The sequence below is a fragment of the Nocardioides ginkgobilobae genome, from assembly GCF_054781275.1.
This window is the reverse complement of sequence record NZ_BAAGUS010000017.1, coordinates 17,547-33,456: the sequence shown is the minus strand read 5'-3', so window position 1 is coordinate 33,456 and position 15,910 is coordinate 17,547. Positions and strand designations below refer to the sequence as shown.

Annotated in this window: 15 protein-coding genes; 1 reads left to right on the top strand and 14 read right to left on the bottom strand. The window is 70.6% G+C overall.

Annotation, left to right across the window (positions count from 1 at the left end; genetic code table 11):
* Window positions 1-15: 15 nt before the first annotated feature.
* The 4 genes from ACYVID_RS14945 to ACYVID_RS14930 all read right to left on the bottom strand — a co-directional run bounded on the left by ACYVID_RS14945 (window position 16) and on the right by ACYVID_RS14930 (window position 4,511).
* The gene (locus ACYVID_RS14945) at window positions 16-948 is read right to left on the bottom strand and encodes a hypothetical protein (protein WP_460738352.1); all 933 of its coding nucleotides are present in this window, start codon (window positions 946-948) and stop codon (window positions 16-18) included.
* Entirely contained in the window at window positions 948-1,550 is a 603-nt protein-coding gene (locus tag ACYVID_RS14940; RefSeq protein ID WP_460738351.1) for an RNA polymerase sigma factor, read from the bottom strand. Before ACYVID_RS14940 ends, ACYVID_RS14945 begins: the two co-directional genes overlap by 1 nt.
* A gap of 123 nt (window positions 1,551-1,673) precedes the next feature.
* The gene (locus ACYVID_RS14935) at window positions 1,674-2,366 is read right to left on the bottom strand and encodes a hypothetical protein (RefSeq protein WP_460738349.1); all 693 of its coding nucleotides are present in this window, start codon (window positions 2,364-2,366) and stop codon (window positions 1,674-1,676) included.
* Window positions 2,367-2,474: 108 nt separating this feature from the next.
* Complete coding sequence (locus ACYVID_RS14930) at window positions 2,475-4,511, bottom strand: acetoacetate--CoA ligase (RefSeq protein WP_460738347.1); 2,037 nt, start codon at window positions 4,509-4,511, stop codon at window positions 2,475-2,477.
* A gap of 64 nt (window positions 4,512-4,575) precedes the next feature.
* Between ACYVID_RS14930 and ACYVID_RS14925 the strand changes: the two genes are divergently transcribed.
* On the top strand, window positions 4,576-6,180 hold the full coding sequence (locus ACYVID_RS14925) for an MFS transporter (protein ID WP_460738345.1): 1,605 nt from the start codon (window positions 4,576-4,578) through the stop codon (window positions 6,178-6,180).
* Here ACYVID_RS14925 and ACYVID_RS14920 read toward each other — a convergent pair.
* From ACYVID_RS14920 to ACYVID_RS14875, 10 genes are all read right to left on the bottom strand, one after another.
* Window positions 6,125-6,580 (bottom strand): hypothetical protein, encoded by a 456-nt coding sequence (locus ACYVID_RS14920; protein ID WP_300387669.1) that lies wholly within the window; start codon window positions 6,578-6,580, stop codon window positions 6,125-6,127. The genes ACYVID_RS14925 and ACYVID_RS14920 overlap by 56 nt on opposite strands.
* 92 nt (window positions 6,581-6,672) lie before the next feature.
* Entirely contained in the window at window positions 6,673-7,164 is a 492-nt protein-coding gene (locus ACYVID_RS14915; RefSeq protein WP_300387667.1) for a hypothetical protein, read from the bottom strand.
* A complete protein-coding gene (locus ACYVID_RS14910) occupies window positions 7,161-8,531 on the bottom strand; it encodes an MCE family protein (protein WP_460738342.1) in 1,371 nt (456 codons plus the stop codon). Before ACYVID_RS14910 ends, ACYVID_RS14915 begins: the two co-directional genes overlap by 4 nt.
* A 29-nt stretch (window positions 8,532-8,560) precedes the next feature.
* Window positions 8,561-9,712: an MCE family protein gene (locus ACYVID_RS14905; RefSeq protein ID WP_300387683.1), complete on the bottom strand. Its 1,152-nt coding sequence runs from the start codon at window positions 9,710-9,712 to the stop codon at window positions 8,561-8,563.
* 11 nt (window positions 9,713-9,723) lie between these two features.
* Window positions 9,724-10,872: an MCE family protein gene (locus ACYVID_RS14900; RefSeq protein ID WP_300387681.1), complete on the bottom strand. Its 1,149-nt coding sequence runs from the start codon at window positions 10,870-10,872 to the stop codon at window positions 9,724-9,726.
* Between the two features lie 2 nt (window positions 10,873-10,874).
* The gene (locus ACYVID_RS14895; RefSeq protein WP_300387679.1) at window positions 10,875-11,852 is read right to left on the bottom strand and encodes an MCE family protein; all 978 of its coding nucleotides are present in this window, start codon (window positions 11,850-11,852) and stop codon (window positions 10,875-10,877) included.
* Window positions 11,849-12,853 carry an MCE family protein gene (locus tag ACYVID_RS14890; protein ID WP_300387663.1) on the bottom strand — a complete coding sequence of 335 codons (1,005 nt, stop codon included), beginning with the start codon at window positions 12,851-12,853 and terminating at the stop codon, window positions 11,849-11,851. The genes ACYVID_RS14895 and ACYVID_RS14890 overlap by 4 nt, the downstream gene beginning before the upstream one ends.
* A 32-nt stretch (window positions 12,854-12,885) precedes the next feature.
* A complete protein-coding gene (locus tag ACYVID_RS14885; RefSeq protein WP_300387661.1) occupies window positions 12,886-14,262 on the bottom strand; it encodes an MCE family protein in 1,377 nt (458 codons plus the stop codon).
* On the bottom strand, window positions 14,259-15,113 hold the full coding sequence (locus tag ACYVID_RS14880) for an MlaE family ABC transporter permease (protein ID WP_300387659.1): 855 nt from the start codon (window positions 15,111-15,113) through the stop codon (window positions 14,259-14,261). Before ACYVID_RS14880 ends, ACYVID_RS14885 begins: the two co-directional genes overlap by 4 nt.
* Before the next feature lie 3 nt (window positions 15,114-15,116).
* Window positions 15,117-15,890 carry an MlaE family ABC transporter permease gene (locus ACYVID_RS14875; RefSeq protein ID WP_425489724.1) on the bottom strand — a complete coding sequence of 258 codons (774 nt, stop codon included), beginning with the start codon at window positions 15,888-15,890 and terminating at the stop codon, window positions 15,117-15,119.
* Window positions 15,891-15,910 lie beyond the last annotated feature (20 nt).

The window sequence follows — 15,910 nt, the reverse complement described above, 5'->3', positions numbered from 1 at the left end:
GGCACACCAGGCCACTCAGTCGTCGTCGGCCTCCGACGGCTCGGGGTCCTCGGCCTCGTCGACCGCATCGTCGGTGGCATCGAGCTCCTCGGGAGCGTCAACGTCCGGGCCCTCGTCGTCGGGACCGTCGTCGCCCGGGCCGTCGTCGCCCGGGCCGTCGTCGCCCGGGCCGTCGACCTCGGGGTCATCGTCGTCCGGACCGCCGTCGTCCGGACCGCCGTCGCCCGGACCATCGACCTCGGGGTCATCGTCGTCCGGACCGCCGTCGTCCGGACCGCCGTCGCCCGGACCGTCGTCATCCGGACCGTCGTCATCCGGACCGTCGTCATCCGGACCGTCGTCATCCGGACCGTGGTCATCCGGACCCTCGTCATCCGGACCCTCGCCCGCATCGTCCTCGCCCGGGCCGGCCGGGTCACCGACGTCGTCACCAGAACCTTGGCCGGCGCCGTCGTCGAGGGGGTCGGATGGATCGCTGGAGGGGTCGCCGTCCGGGTCGTCAGGACCCGAGGACTCCCCCGGCCCATCGGTCGAGCCCGCGGGCGAGGTGTCGCGCGCGGGGTCGTCGTCCCGCCCCGGCACGGACCGACCGAAGGGCAGCCGGCCACCGGTGATCCCGGCGAGCACCTCGTCGAAGCGCTCCTGGGCCGCCGACGGCAGCGCCCCGCCCAGCCCGAGCCCACCGATGGTGAGCACGATCCCGGCGGTGGCACCCCCCACCGCCCGCGCCGTACGACGGCTCGCCGGTGTCGCGGGCAGCACGACCGCGCCCGACGCGACCGGCAGCGGGGCGCCGGCGAGCACCGCGGCGAGTGCGGCGTTGGGCATCGGGGCAGGTCCGGTGGTGGCGACCGCGCGGAGCCGGGCGACCACCTCGCCCACCGGACCGGCCGCAGGGAGGCCGTCGGACGGGAGGCCGACCGCACCGGGACCCTCGTAGGCGTCCATCACGCCACCTCCTCGTCGCTGCGGAGCAGCGCGTCCAGGCCGAGCTCGCCGGCCCGTCGACGCAGGGTCTCGACGCCGCGGTGCTGCAGGGCTTTGACGGCGGAGGGTCGCTTGCCGATGACGGCTGCGACCTGGTCGAGGCTGAGGTCGCCGTAGATGCGCAAGGTCAGCACCTCTCGCTGGTCAGTGGTGAGCACCTCGAGCGCCGCCAGGGCGGCCTCCCCGGCGATCGCCGAGAGTGCCGCGTGCTCAGCGCTGGGGGTGGAGCGCAGGTCGTCCTCGACGTCCCAGGGAGCGGGGTCGGGGCGACGCCTGCGCGAGCGGTACTCATCGGCCACCCGCCGGTGGGCGATGGTGAACAGCAGGGCCCGCGCCTCGTCCAGCCCGCCATTGGTCCGGCCCAGGCTCTGCAGGAAGGACAGGAAGACCTCGCTGGTCACGTCGTCGGGCTCCCGCGCGCCGCGCGACCACACGAACGCACGCACGCTGGGCGCCAGCTCGGTCCAGAGCTCGGCGAAGGCGAGGTGGTCGCCCTCCCGCGCTCGTCGGACCACCTCGTCGTCGAGCGGCGCGGGACCGTCGGGACCGGCGCTCCCGGTCACGTGCCGACCGCCGGGCGCTCCCGTCCCGTCCCCGACGCGCGCCGGGCGGCGTCGGGGACGGGACAGTGGGGGGCCGGAGGGGTCACGGGGTCCTAGGCGTCACGGGGCCGGGTGCGGGTGGGGTCAGACGCCCGAGTCGTCGGACTCGTCGTCCTCGGAGCCGTCGTCGTCGGACTCGTCCTCGTCGTCCTCGTCCTCGTCGTCGACCCCGTCGTCGTCGGAGTCGTCGTCGCAGGCGTCCTCGAGGGCGTCGTCCTCGTCCTCGTCCTCGACGCCGTCCTCGTCGTGGTCCTCGCGACCGTCGTCGATGCCGTCGTCGTCGCTGTCCGCGTCCTCGGGGTCGGTGCCGAAGTCGTCCTCGTCCTCGTCGCTGATCCCGTCGTCGTCGGAGTCGAGGTCGTCGTCGTCGCAGTCCTCGTCGGCGTCGTCCTCGTCCTCGTCGTCGACGCCGTCGTCGTCGGAGTCCTCGTCGCCGTCGTCGATGCCGTCGTCGTCGGAGTCGTCGTCGCGCGGATCGGTGGAGTCGTCGTCGTCATCGACCTCCACGTCGTCGTCGACGCCGTCGTCGTCGGAGTCCACGTCGGTCGGGATGGTCCGGGCGCGGAACTCCTCGATGTTGAGCAGGCCGTCGCCGTCGGCGTCGCGGCGGGCGTCCTTCACGCGGACCTTGAGCCCGTAGCGGACCTCCCAGCGGTCGGTCATGCCGTCACCGTCGCGATCGGCGCGCCCGGCCTGGGCAGGGGCGACGCCCAGCGCGCCGAGGGTCAGGACCGCGGAGGCGGCGAGGGAGGCGAGGCGGATGGTCGGGTTGCTCATCGGGTGCTCCTGGTGTCGGGGGGACGTGCTCCTGACCCCCACATCGTCGCGGGCTCCCGCGAGGTTGCGGGCGCGGTCCAGACCGATCCGAGAGGTCTGGACCAGCGCTCAGTGTGCGACGGCGTACGCCGCCAGCTCGGCCAGCCCGGACGGGTCGTCGAGCGCGCCGGCGGCCACGACCTCGTCAGGCGAGGCCCCGCGCAGGATCTTCTTCACCGGGACCTCCAGCTTCTTGCCCGACAGCGTGCGGGGCAGCGAGCGCACCACGTGCAGGGTGTCGGGGACGTGCCGCGGGGAGAGCCGGGTCCGCAGCTCGGCGGCGACCTTCGCAGCCAGGCCGTCCTCGGACGCGCCGGGCGCGAGCGCCACGAAGAGCACCAGCTCCCCGGCCCCGCCCTCGCTGTCCTCGAGGTGCACCACGAGTGAGTCCCTGACCTCGGGCAGCTCCTCGACGACGCGGTAGAACTCGGAGGTCCCCAGCCGCACGCCGCCGCGGTTGAGGGTGGCGTCGGAGCGGCCGGTGATGACCAGCGAGCCGCGCCCGGTGACGGTGACCCAGTCGCCGTGGCGCCACACGCCGGGGATCTCCTCGAAGTACGCCGCGTGGTAGCGCGAGCCGTCCTCGTCGCCCCAGAACCCGACCGGCATCGAGGGCATCGGCCGGGTCAGCACCAGCTCGCCGACCTCGTCGACGACCGGTGCCCAGTCGCCGGCGCCGAGCCGGGACTCGGCGTACGCCTCGACGCCGATGCCGGGCAGCCGCGCGGGGATCTCGCCCTCCCACACCGGGGTCAGCGGGGTCGGTCCGACGAAGGCGTTGCAGACGTCGGTGCCGCCCGAGATCGAGCCGACCTGCGCGGTCGCCGAGACCGCCTCGTGCACCCACGCGAAGCCCTCGGCCGGCAGCGGGGCGCCGGTCGAGCCGACCCCGCGCAGCCGCGACAGGCCGAGCTCCTCACCGGGGCGCAGCCCCGCCTTGCGGCAGGTCATGAGGAAGGGCGCGGACGTGCCGTAGTACGTGAGACCGGCGTCCGCGGCGAGCTCCCACTGCGACATCAGCGTGGGGTGGGCGGGGTTGCCGTCGAAGAGCACGACGCTCGACCCGACGAGCAGCCCGGAGACGAGGTAGTTCCACATCATCCAGCCGGTCGTGGAGAACCACGAGAACCGGTCCCCGGGCCCCAGGTCGGTGAAGAGCCCGAGCGCGGCGGCGTGCCCGAGGGTGATACCGCCGTGGCCGTGGACGATCGGCTTGGGCAGGCCTGTGGTGCCGCTGGAGAAGAGCACGTAGAGCGGGTGGTCGAAGGGCACGTCCTCGAAGGCCACGACCTCGCGCCGGTCGGGGTGCAGGTCGTCCCACAGCACGGTCTCGCGCGCGTCGGTCGCCGCGGGGCCGGTCGAGGCGGGGTCGAGGTAGGGCAGGTGCACCACGGCCCGCACCGACGGCAGCGCCGCGAGCACCTGCGCGACCTCGGCGTCCCGAGCGACCGGCTTGTCGCCGTACCGGTAGCCGTCGACGGCCATCAGCACCACGGGCTCGATCTGCCCGAGCCGGTCGACCACCGACTGGGTCCCGAACTCCGGTGCCACCGAGCAGAAGACCGCCCCGAGCGAGGCGGTGGCGAGGAGGAGGACGAGGGTCTCGCCCACGTTGGGTGCGTACGCCGCCACGCGGTCGCCCCGCTCGACGCCGAGGTGCACGAGGCCGGCCCGCACGCGCGCGACGTCGGCGCGCAGCTCGGCCGCGGTCCAGGTGCGCTCGTCCCGCGACTGCGACCGCGACACCACCACGACGTCGTCGTCGGCCCGCCCCGGCAGCGCCAGCACCGCCTGCGCGTAGTTCGTCGTGACCTCGGGGAACCACGTCGCACTCCCCGGCGCCAGCGGCGGGTGCTCGACCAGCGCGACGGTCGGCTCGGGAGAGGCCGGCAGCCGCAGCTCGCGCCACACCTCCAGCCACCAGGTGTCGAGGTGCTCCAGGCTCCAGCGCCGCAGCTGCTCGTAGTCGTCGCCGAAGTCGACGTGGTACTCCGCCTCCAGACGCCGCGCGAACCGACCGAGCCGCGAGGCCTCCCACGGCTCCGGCTCCCACAGCACCCGCGGGATGTCCTGAGCTGCCGCGTCCCGAGATGTGTCGTCGCTCACCCCGCCACCCTAGAGCGCCTCGCGGACTCGGCCGCCGCAGGTCGACCGGCCTACCGTGGTTGACGTGGACAACCGGGACGCGCGCCAGCAGCCCGGTCCGGCGGCCGAGCAGGCGCGCCCGCAGCCCCGTCCGGCGGTTGAGGAGGCGCGCCAGCGCCGTCTCGAAACCCCGGACCGCCCACCCCGCCCCTTCCTCCTCACCACCCTCGCCCTGCTGACGACCATCACGGCGATCACCAGCAGCCTCGGCGCCCCGCTGGTCCCGAGCGTGGTGGAGCACTTCGACGTCCGCCTCACCACGGCCCAGTGGAGCCTGACCGCGGCCCTGCTCGCGGGGGCGGTGAGCACGCCGGTGGTCGGACGCTTCGCGTCCGGGCGCGTACGCCGTCCGACGATCCTCGCGGGCCTGGCGACCGTCCTGCTCGGCACCGTCCTCGCGGCCGCCGCGGTGCCGTTGGAGAGCTTCGCACTCCTGGTCGCCGCCCGGGCCCTGCAGGGCATCGGCATGTCCCTGGTGCCGCTCGCGATGGCGGTCGCCCGCGACGAGCTGGCCGGGGAGCGGCAGGGCCGGGCCATCGCGCTGCTGAGCGTGACGATGGTGGCGGGCGCCGGGCTCGGCTATCCCCTGACCGCACTCATGGCGCTGCTCGGTGGGCTGGTCGCGGCCTACGCGCTCGGCGCCGCGCTCACCCTGGTCAGCCTGGTGCTGGCGCTGCGGTTCGTGCCGGGTGCGCCCGGGGTCGAGCCGGCCCGGGTCGACTGGCTGGGCGCGGGCGGCCTCACGGTCGCGATGCTCGCGACACTGCTCGCGGTCTCCGAGGGCGAGGTCTGGGGCTGGGGCGACCCGAGGACGCTCGGGCTGGGGGCGGTCGGCCTGCTCGGCCTCGCCGGCTGGACGGCGTACACGCTGCGCAGCCGGCACCCGCTCGTCGACCTGCGCCTCGCGGTCCGACCCGGCATCGCCGCGCCCAACCTGGTCGCCGTCATCGCGGGCGTCGGGATGTACTCCCTGCTGACCCTCGTCGTCGTCCTCGTCCGCGCGGACCCTGCGTCGGATCCCGGGGGCGGCTTCGGCCTCGGGGAGAGCGTGCTCGCCGCCGGCATGGTGCTCGTGCCGTACTCCCTCATGTCGGTCCTCGGCAACCAGCTCGCCCGCCTCGTGCTGGCCCGGGTCGGCCGCCGCACCCTGCTGCCGGCGGGCAGCCTGATGTTCATGAGCGCCACGCTTGCGCTGGCGGTCTGGCACGACCACCTGTGGCAGGCGCTGGCCGTGATGGCCCTCGGCGGCCTCGGCTCCGGCTTCACGTTCTCCAGCCTCGCGGTGCTGATGGTCCCCCACGTCCCCGCCGCCGAGACCGGCTCGGCGATGGCGTTCAACCAGGTGCTGCGCTACCTCGGCTTCACCACCGGCTCGGCCGTCTCGGTCGCCCTGATGGCGGCGTACGGCGGTGGCGAGACCGGCTTCCAGGCAGCCCTGTTCACGATCGCCGGGATCTGGGTCGTCGCGATCGTCGGCGCCATCGCCCTCGACCGCCGCCCACCCGACGGTCGAGCAGGCGAGCGTGCCCGTCACACCGCCCGCGAGTCGTCCCGGCTGAGCCTGTCGCCGTGGATCAGATCGGTTCCACGCCTGCTACGAGCCACTGTCCGTCGGTCCAGACGAGTCTGATCTCGACCGTGCTGACGTCCAGCCTGGGCGCCACCAGCTGCGAGCTGCGAGTCGTCTGGTTGAGATAGAGCAGGGCCGTGGCCTCCTCGCCCTCGATCGTCTCCAGCCCGGAGGCCAGTACCTCGGTCGTGAGCACGGCGCGGTATCTCCTGGCCCTCGGTTCTACTGTCGACCCGGTGTACTCGGTGTACTCCCGAGCAAAGCTCGGCGTGAGAAAGGCCCGGGCTGCTTCGACGTCCTCGTCCAGCCGGGCGTGGTCATAGCTCAAGATCGCCACGGCAGCCTTCTCCGCGACCTCCAGAGCGTCCTGGCGTCGGTCCTCGCGCGTGGACGCCTCGAGGGCAGTCCGTGCCAGGAGACCGGTGCCGACGCACGCCAGAGCCAGCAGGAGAATGACCACCACTCGCCACGTGGACAGGCCCTGAGCCTGTCTCGGCCCCGGGCCAGGCATGTCGCGGACCCTCTCCTCGGAGTCGTGCTGAGCCGTTCGCTTCACGTGACCGTCGCAATCTCGTCCAGGAGCCACTCACCCTCGACGCGCTGCATGGCGAGCCGCAGCCTGAACCGGCGTTCCTCACCTTGCTGTGCCGAACGGTTGTCCACCCTCACGTCCATCGCCACCAGCACCATCACGGAGTCGTCACCGGTGGAGTCGCCGAGCGCTGTCGCCACGACCTCGCCGGCCGACCGCGCCTTCTCACGCCTGATGATGGGTCGCAGCTGCTTCACCGCTTCGCCGAAGCTCGAGCGGAAGTTCTCGGTCCCCAGGGCCAGCAGGGCGTCGAAGCTGCCGTCGAGCTCTCGGTAGTCGTACGTCGTGAAGGTCTGGGCAGCCCTGCGGGCAGCCTCGAGCGCGGCTTCACGGTCGTCGGAGTCGTGGGTGGAGGAACGCAGGCTGAGGCCACTCCACGCTGCGACGACCATGCAGGGCACCACCACCAGGACCACCAGGAGCGGTCGAGCACGCAGCCTGGGCGACCTCACGAGGACCCCCTCCGGGACAGGGAGCCGACCAACAGGTCCTGCCAGCTGACGGCCTGGCTCTCCGGTGCATCCATCCTCCCCAAGACCAGCAGGGGACCGTCGGGACCGCTGACGACCCCCGTCCGCTGGTTGAGCACTACGGACCCGGGGGGAGATGCGTCGGTGCTCTTCTCCGAGCGGCCCCCGTCCTCGTAGGACCGAGTCGGTACGTCGTCGGGGCCGAGCTTGCCCAGGCGTGGATTGTCCACCTTCTGGGTCGCCGGGTCGTAGGTGTCGCCGGGGAGCTTCGGGACGTTCTGCGATCCACGCACCGTGGTGCTGCTGCCAGGCGGCTCGGCACAGTAGGCGTTCAGGTTCGCGCGCTTGTCCGGGTTGCCCAGCTCCTCGACCGGCTCGGCCTGCACGGACTTGACCGTGCCGGAGTACCCCTCCGAGGTGCACACACCGCTGGAGTAGTCCAAGGCCACGTCGAAGTGTACGAAGCCGTCGCCCTGCACCACGTTGAAGGTGTTCTGGACGAGTCGGGGAAAGGCGACGAGGAAGACCCGCACGCCGTCCAGGCGGGCCTCGACGATGTCGCCGACGGTCAGGAGGTCCTGCATGAGCAACGGTAGCTGCTGGTCGTTGTCCTTCACCAGGTCGATGACGTCGGGGAGGGTGGCCGACGTCTCCCGGATGAGTGACCGGACCGAGTCATCGGCGGCTGCGACCTCGTCGGTCACCAGCTCCAGGTCCCGGGCCCACGCCTCGAGGGAGCGTGAGGTGTCTCGTTGGGTGCCGAGGACTGTGCGGCCGTTGATGAGGACCTCACGGGTGTCAGGCAGCGCGACGGTGAGGTCTTCGACGATGTTGTCGGTCTGCTCCACGATGGTCCTGAGCTCTGGGCCGAGCCCGCCCAGACCCTTGCCGACCTCGGCCACCACCGTTCGCAGCGCCCGCCTGTCCACCGACTCGACGAGCTCCTGCACGCTGAGCAGGACCCCGTCGAGACGCGGCGGGATGTCGGTCTCCCCACGCTCGACGACATCGCCGTCGGCCAGGAACGGTTCGCCGACCTGGTTCGGCTGCAGGTCGACGTACTGCTCCCCGATCGCGGAGCGGTTCTCCACCACGGCTCGCACATCGCGGGGGACCTCGCTGTCCGGCTCGAGCGCCATCACGATCGAGACCCCGTCGTCGGTCAGCTCCACAGCGTCCACCCGGCCGACCGCCACGCCCCGGTAGGTCACCTCCGCGTTGGGGAAGATGCCTCCGGCGTGGGCGGTGGTGGCCCGCACCTGGATGGGACGGTTCCACAGGTAGCGATCCAGCCCGACGTACTGGAGGCCCACGATGGTGGTACCGAGCGAGGCGATCACCAGGAACACCAGAAGACGCAGACGGTAACGACCATGGCTCATCGCCCCAGACCTCCAAGTCCTTCGAGCAGCTCGCGCCCGCCCATGACGTCGGGAGGCGGACTCGACTGCTTCTTGCGACCCGCTGGTTCGGGTACCGGAGTGAGGGGTCCCCGCACGCAGTTGGGTCCGAACTGGCCGCACTGGATGCGTGGCTCAGGGTCACCCAGCGCCGGTCCGGGCCCGAAGCCATCGCGCAGCAGCGCGGCGAGGTCGATCTCCAGCTCGCCCGCCAGCTGCACGTAGTCCCCGGCGATCCCGCCATAGATGTTGCGGGCGAACGGGTAGGTCAACAACGTGTCCAGGGTGTCGAAGAACGACGGTGCGGCCTTGGCGATCTCAGTGAGGATCGGGTCCAGCAGGCGCAGGTTGGCCACCGTGTCGGCCTTCGTGCGCCCGATGACCCGGCTCGCCACCTGACCGAGGCCGTCGAGCTCGGCGAGGGCTTGGGTCAGGGCGCGCCGCTGTCCCGCCAGCGCCTCGATGCCCGAGGGCAGCTCATCGAGGGCGCTCTCGACCACCACGCGGTCGGCGGCCACGGTCCTGCTGATCTGGTCCAGTCCGTCGATGGCGCGCACGATGTCGCCCCGGCGGCGGTTGAGGGTGGCCACCACGGCGTCCAGGTCGCGCAGCCCGGTCCGCACCGTCTTCTCGCGGCCTTGCAGCGCCAAGTTCAGCTCGCGGGTCACGACCTCCAGCTGGCCGATCCCGCCGCCGTTGAGTAGGGCCGATGCCCCGCTGAGAAGTGTCTCCACCTCCACCCCGGCGCCCGTCCTGGACAGAGGAATGACCTCCCCCTCCCTCATCGCATCTGGCGGACCGTCTCCAGGACTCTCGAGCTCGATGTACTTCTCGCCCAACAGGCTGGTCTGCTCGATGCTGGCCGTGGCCTGTCGAGGGATCTCCGCGTCCGGTTCGATCGTCAGGACCGCTCGGGCGGCGTAGTCATCGGCGAGCTCGACGGAGCTGACCACTCCCACCTTGACGCCGTCGAGCTTCACCGTCGCCAGCGGGACCAGGTCCAGGACGTCGTCGAAGACCGCGGAGATCTCGTAGCCGTCCTGGACCCGCGACCCCGGTAGCCCCACGTCCTGGAGCTGGGGGGCCCGTGAGCATCCGCTGGTGGTCAGCGCGGCCACGACGGCGACCATCAGCCATCGTCTCATCGTCGTCCTCCCGAGCCTTCGACGACTCCGTCACCGAGCTCGGCGCCCTCACCGAGGGGCTGGGGCAGCCCCTGGAGCAACGGTTCCACCGGATCGACGAGCGTGTTGACGATGGGGCACAGCCGACCCAGGCCGTTGCTGGAGATGAGCTGGCAGAGCACCAGGCTCGGGTCCGTCGTCAGGGTGCCGTTGACGGCGATGCGCGCGGTGAGCGCGGACGTCTGCGGGTCAAAGGTCCCGATGAAGTTCTGCAGTGTCACCGGCGCGAGGTTGAGTGTCTCGCGCAGGGCCTGCTCCTCCTTGAGAATGGTGCGGGTGACATCCAGGAGACCAGCCGTGTTGCGCGTCAGCGCCGGACCGCTGTCCCGCACGAGCGAGCGGACCTCCTGCATGGCAACGGCGAGTCCATCCACCGTTCCCACCAGAGCGTCACGTTGCGCCGCCAGGCTGCCGGAGACTGCCTCCAGCGTGGAGGCCAGTCGGCGCACCGGGGCATCACTGGCTGCCAGCGCACGGGTCAGTTGAGCAAGATTGGTGAGGGTCGAGGCGAGGTCATCGCCGGTCCCCGAGGCAGTCTCGACGGCGCGGCTGAACTCGGTCACGGTGTCGTTGAGTCGCGAACCGTTGCCCTTCAACGTCCGTGAACCCGCCTGGAGGAGATCGTTGAGGGCTCCGTCCCGGTTCGCCCCACGCGGGCCGAGTGCTGTGGACAGGTCCTGCACCTCTTGCAGGACCTCGTCGACCTCCACCGGGACAGCAGTGCGTTCCAAGGGGATCTCGCTGTCCGGCTCGAGCGCCGGGCCACCGCTGTAGACGGGCGTCAGCTCCAGCCGACGGTCGCTGACCAGCGTGGGGGCGACCACGACCGCCCGGGCCTGGGCCGGGATACGCAGGTCGTCGTCGACGGTGAAGCTCACCTGGACCGCAGTCCCTTGGGGCTCGAGGCCGGTGATCTCGCCGACCTTGATCCCCAGCACACTCACCTGGCTGCCCACGTACAGGCCGACGGTCCGTGGGAAGACGGCTCGGTACTCGGCGCCGCTGCCGGTGACGGCGGGGGCGGCTGCCACAGCTCCGGCGGTCGCGAGAACACCCACGACCAGCCACACGGCGATCCTGCGGCCTCGCGCCCACCGCTCCTTCATGCTCACCGGACGGCTCCATCCTGCTGGGGGGGGTCGGGGACGACCTGGGGGGTCAGGCCGAAGAGGGCGGCGTCGAACCAGCGACCGTTGCCCAGCACGGTCGTGTAGTAGCGCAACAGCGGGGCGTACAAACGCACGCTCTCCTCCAGGTCGCCCTTGTTGCGTCGCAGCGTGGCAACCGTGGTCTGCAGCTCCTGCAGCGCAGGGCTGAGGTCTTCACGGGTGGCCCTCACCGTGGCTGTGATCTCCTGGGCAAGGCGCTGCGTGGCGTCGAGGAGTCTCTCGATGGCCAGGCGTCGCTGCTCCAAGACCGACAAGAAGGCGCCGGCGTCGCGGACCAAGGCGCTGATGGTCTGCGAGCGATCCGCCAAGATCCGGGTGACGGAAGCAGACTTGCGTACGAGGTTCTGCAGCTCCTGGTCGCGCCGTGAGACCACGCGGGACAACGACGCCACACCGTCGAGCGCCTGCCGGGTCTGGGGCGAGGCCCCATTCAGCACCTCGGTGACGGCACGGAACGAGGATGCAAGGGCATCAGTGTCGATGTCCTGCACGCGCCGGGTGAGTCCACCGAGAACGGCTTGGAGGTCGAAGGGCACCTCGGTGCGCTCGATCGGCACCCTGTCGCCCTCGAGCTCGCCGGTTCCTGCGGACGTCAAGGCGATGTACTCGGTGCCCAGCAGCGTCTCGACCTTCAGGGCAGCGCGGGTGGCGCCGCCCAGCTCGACGCCGTCGTCGACCTCGAGCGAGACGGCCACCACCTCGTCGGCGAGAGCGAGGTCCTTGACCGTTCCAACCTTCACCCCGGAGATCCTGACGGGGTCGCCTGTCTTCAATCCGGCAGCATGAGCCAGCTCCACGACGATCTCTCTCTTCCCGAAGAGACCATTGATCCGGCCAGCCGACAGACCAGCACCCACCATGAGGGCGAGCGCCATGATGCCGACCAGACCGAACAGCGGCAGGCTCCTTCTCCTCATGGCCGACACAGCGCTTCGTTGTTGCGGAGTCCAGGGGCTGTGATGGACGGCGTGTTCGGCAGTGTCAAGGTGATGTCCAGTTGGCAGACGAAGAAGTTGAGGTAGCCGCCGTAGCTCGCGGCCCGCGTGAACGAGTTGAGCTTGATCGGGAGCAGGTCCACCAGCTCCTGCAATTGGTCCTTGGTGTCGGCGAAGGCCGATGCTGCCGCACGCAGCGACGCGATGTCTCGAGTGAGGGGAGGACGTGCCTCTTGGAGCAGGTCCGCAGTGGACGTGCTCAGGTCCGCGATCCCGTCGAGGACCCCCCCGATCACGACGCGGTCCTCTGCGAGGCCGGAGGACAATCGGCCCAGCTGGTCGACCAGGGCACGCAGGCCGTCACCGCGATCGTCCACGGTGTCCAGCACCACGTTCAGGTTGTCGATCACGCGGCCGATCACCACGTCGCGCTCAGCGAGATCTTGGGTCAGGGTGGCTGTGTTGGCGACCAGCGACGCGACGGTTCCGCCCTCACCCTGCAGCGTGCGCACCACCTGGAGGGCCAACTGGTTCACCTGCTCCGGGTCGAGGACGTTGAAGATCGGTCGGAAACCGTCGAGCAGGACGGTCAGGTCGAGGGCCGCCTTGGTCCTGCCCAGCGGGATGGTCCCGCCCGGCTGCAGCAGGTCGTCAGCCGCGGTGCCTGGCGTGACGACCAGGCTCAGGTATCGGGCTCCGACCAGATCGCGGTAGCGCAGCTCGGCGCGCGTCTGCAGGGGCAACTGCACTGATTCATCGACCGTGAACTCGACCACGGCACGTTGGTCGGCGTCGAGCACCACGTCGTGGACCCGGCCCACCCGGACGCCGGACATCCTCACCTCGTCGCCGGGAACCACCCGGGTGGCGTCGGCGAACACGGCACGGTAGGGAACTGGGTCTCTCGGATTGGTGCCGGCGATGGTGGAGAACAGGATGCCCGTCGTCCCCAAGGTCAGGGCGAGGAAGCCGATCAGTCCCAAGGTCGATGCCGGCGGTCTCCGGAAGCGGGGTCTCACTGGTCCTCCTTCGTCCTCAGGCCGGAGGTGACGTTCGCCACCATGTCGAAGAAGGGCGAGAGCAGGCCGTCGCTGGTCTCTGCGCTGCTCTCGGGCAGTGGGAGGTCGAGGCTGTCGAGAAGGCCTTGAGGAAGATCGAGCCCGGGGAGAGGATCGCGCTCGCCGTCCTGCTCCTGCTCCTGCTCCTGCTGCTGCCCCGTATCAAGCGGAGTAGCGGGGAGTCCGAGCAGTCCGCGATAGGAACCGATCAACGCCAACGCCGGCGCGGGGATGTCCGCGTTGGGTGTGCCCCCGATCGCCTCGTCGGTCACGACCGGACACGATGGCCCGAAGGCCTTGAGCTCCTCCAGCAGCTTGGCCTGCAGGGGCTCGTTGGGAGCGAAGCCTCGGGGATACACGCCGCGGGTCTGGCCGAGACGCAGCCGTCCGCGGATGACGAACGGGCCGTCGTCACCCCCGAAGACGTCGTAGATGCGCTGGATGGCCAGCTTGGCGCCGTTGAAGACGCAGTCGAACTCCGGGGAGTACTCCTCCAGCAGCGCCAACGTCGGACGAAGACTCTCCATCAGACCTACCAGCGTCTCCTCGTTCTCCTCCAGCAGGACCCGCACCCGCCCGGAGACGTCGCTGGTTCCGCGGAGCGCGGCCGCCACATCGCCGATCTCGTCCCGCACGGTGCTGATCGTGGTGACCGCGTCCCCGGTGATGCCGAGCAGACGCGGAGCCACTCGTGCGTAGACGGCCGCCACGTCAGCCAGCAGCGTGAGATCCGCCTCGAGATCGGGAAGGAACGTGCGGGCGCTGCCGGCGTACGCGGCCACCGAGTCCAGGGTCCTGCCCAGGTCGGCTCCGTTGCCGGCGAGGGCGAAGGCGAGGCTCGACGTCGCAGCGTTGAGATCCGCCGGCCTGACGGTGCGCAGGAGCGGGTCGAGGGAGTCGAACACCTCTTGGAGGCGGACCGAACGACGAGTCATGTCCTGGGCGATGACCGTGCCGGCGCGGATGGAGTCGTCGGCGCCCTGGGGCACGAGCTCGACGTACTTCTCACCGAACAGGGTCTTGGGCACCAGCCTGGCTGTGACGTCGGCGGGCACCTTCGCGGCGAGCTCCCGGTCGAGGGCGACGGACAGCAGGACATCACCCTCCGCGGTGGGTGACAGCTCCTTGACCTCGCCCACCCGAACGCCGTTGACCTTGACGTCCGCCTGCCGGTCCAGCTGCTCCTCGGCCCTCTCCAGTCGGACCTCCACCATGACGGTGTCGGCGAAGACCTTCTGGTAGCTGGCGAACGTCAGGCCGACTCCGGCGACACCCATGGACAGAGCCAGAAGTCCGAGCAGCGGGTAGCGGATCGAGCCTCGGGAGTTGCTCATCCGGCGATCCTGACGGTGGTCGTCGATCCCCAGATGGCCATGCTGAGAAGGAAGTCGAGCACGACGATGGCGACGATGGCGAAGCGGACCGAGCGTCCCACGGACATCCCCACGCCCGCAGGTCCACCTGAGGCGGTGAAGCCGTACCAACAGTGCACGAGGATGACCATCACCGCGAAGACCAGGACCTTAAAGACCGACCAGGCGATGTCCTCGGGCGGAAGGAACAGGTGGAAGTAGTGGTCATAGGTTCCCTCGGACTGGCCGTAGACCAGCGTCACCACCGATCGTGTGCTCAGGTACGACGCGAGGAGGCCAACAAAGTACAGCGGGACCACCGCCAGCATCCCGGCCCACACGCGGGAGGCGACGAGGAACGGGATCGGGGAGACTGCCATCACCTCGAGAGCGTCGATCTCCTCCGAGATCCTCATCGCTCCGAGCTGCGCGGTGAACCCGCAGCCCACCGTCGCCGAGAGTGCGACGCCGGCGACCAGCGGCGAGATCTCCCGGGTGTTGAAGTAGGCCGAGATGAAGCCCGTCAGGGCGGAGGCTCCGATCTGCTCCAGCCCCTCGTAGCCTTGGAGACCGACCTCGATGCCGGTGAAGAAGGACATCGCCACCACGACACCCACGCTCCCGCCCAGAGCCGCCAGAGCGCCTCTGCCCAGTGCGACGTCTCCCACCAGGCGGAGGGTCTCCATGCGATAGCGCGTGATGGAGAGGGGCATGGCACGCACGACCGCCCAGGTGAAGGATGTCAGTCGTCCCAGCTCGTCCAGTCCTCCGATCGCTCGGCGTGCGACTCGGGGGATGCCTGGTCTCGAGCGAGCAGGAGTAGCGCTGACCATGGGTCATCGACCTCTCGGGGGCACGATCTCGGTGTACACGGCTGTGATCAGGAAATTGACGGAGAACAGCAACAGGAAGGTCTGCACCACCGCGGCGTTGACCGCATCACCGACACCCTGGGGCCCCCCACTGGCGGTGAGGCCCTTGTAGGAAGCCACCACACCCGCGATCAGGCCGAAGATCGCCGCCTTGAGAGCTCCGACGTAGAGGTCGCTGGACTGAGCCAGCGTGGCGAATCCGGCGAAGTACGAGCCTGCGCTGCTGCCCTGTAGTCCTACACTGAAGAAGTACCCGCCCACGATGCCGACGAAGGCAACGAAGCCGTTGAGCAGCACCGCCACCGTGATGGCCGCGAGCACCCGGGGCACCACCAGGCGTTGGACGGGGTCGATCCCGAGCACTTCGAGGGCATCGATCTCCTCTCGGACCCTTCGGGCTCCCAGGTCGGAGCAGATCGCGGTCCCGGCCGCACCGGCGACGAGGAGCGCGGTGGCGATCGGCGCCGCCTCCCGGATGATGGCCAATGCGGAGGCTGCACCGGTGTAGGACTGCGCCCCCAGCTGTCTGGTGAGGCTGCCCAGTTGCAGGGCGATGACCGCACCGAAGGGGATGGCCACCAAGGCGGTGGGCAGGGTGGTGACTCGCGCCACGAACCACGTCTGGTCGACGTACTCCCGTGCGGCGAAGGGGCGTCGGAAGGTGGCACGGGCGACGTCCACGAACATGGCGAACAGCCCTCCGGCGCCGGCGAGCGGCGCCAGCACGAGGTGCGTCACCGGTCCCACCGCGCCGGCTC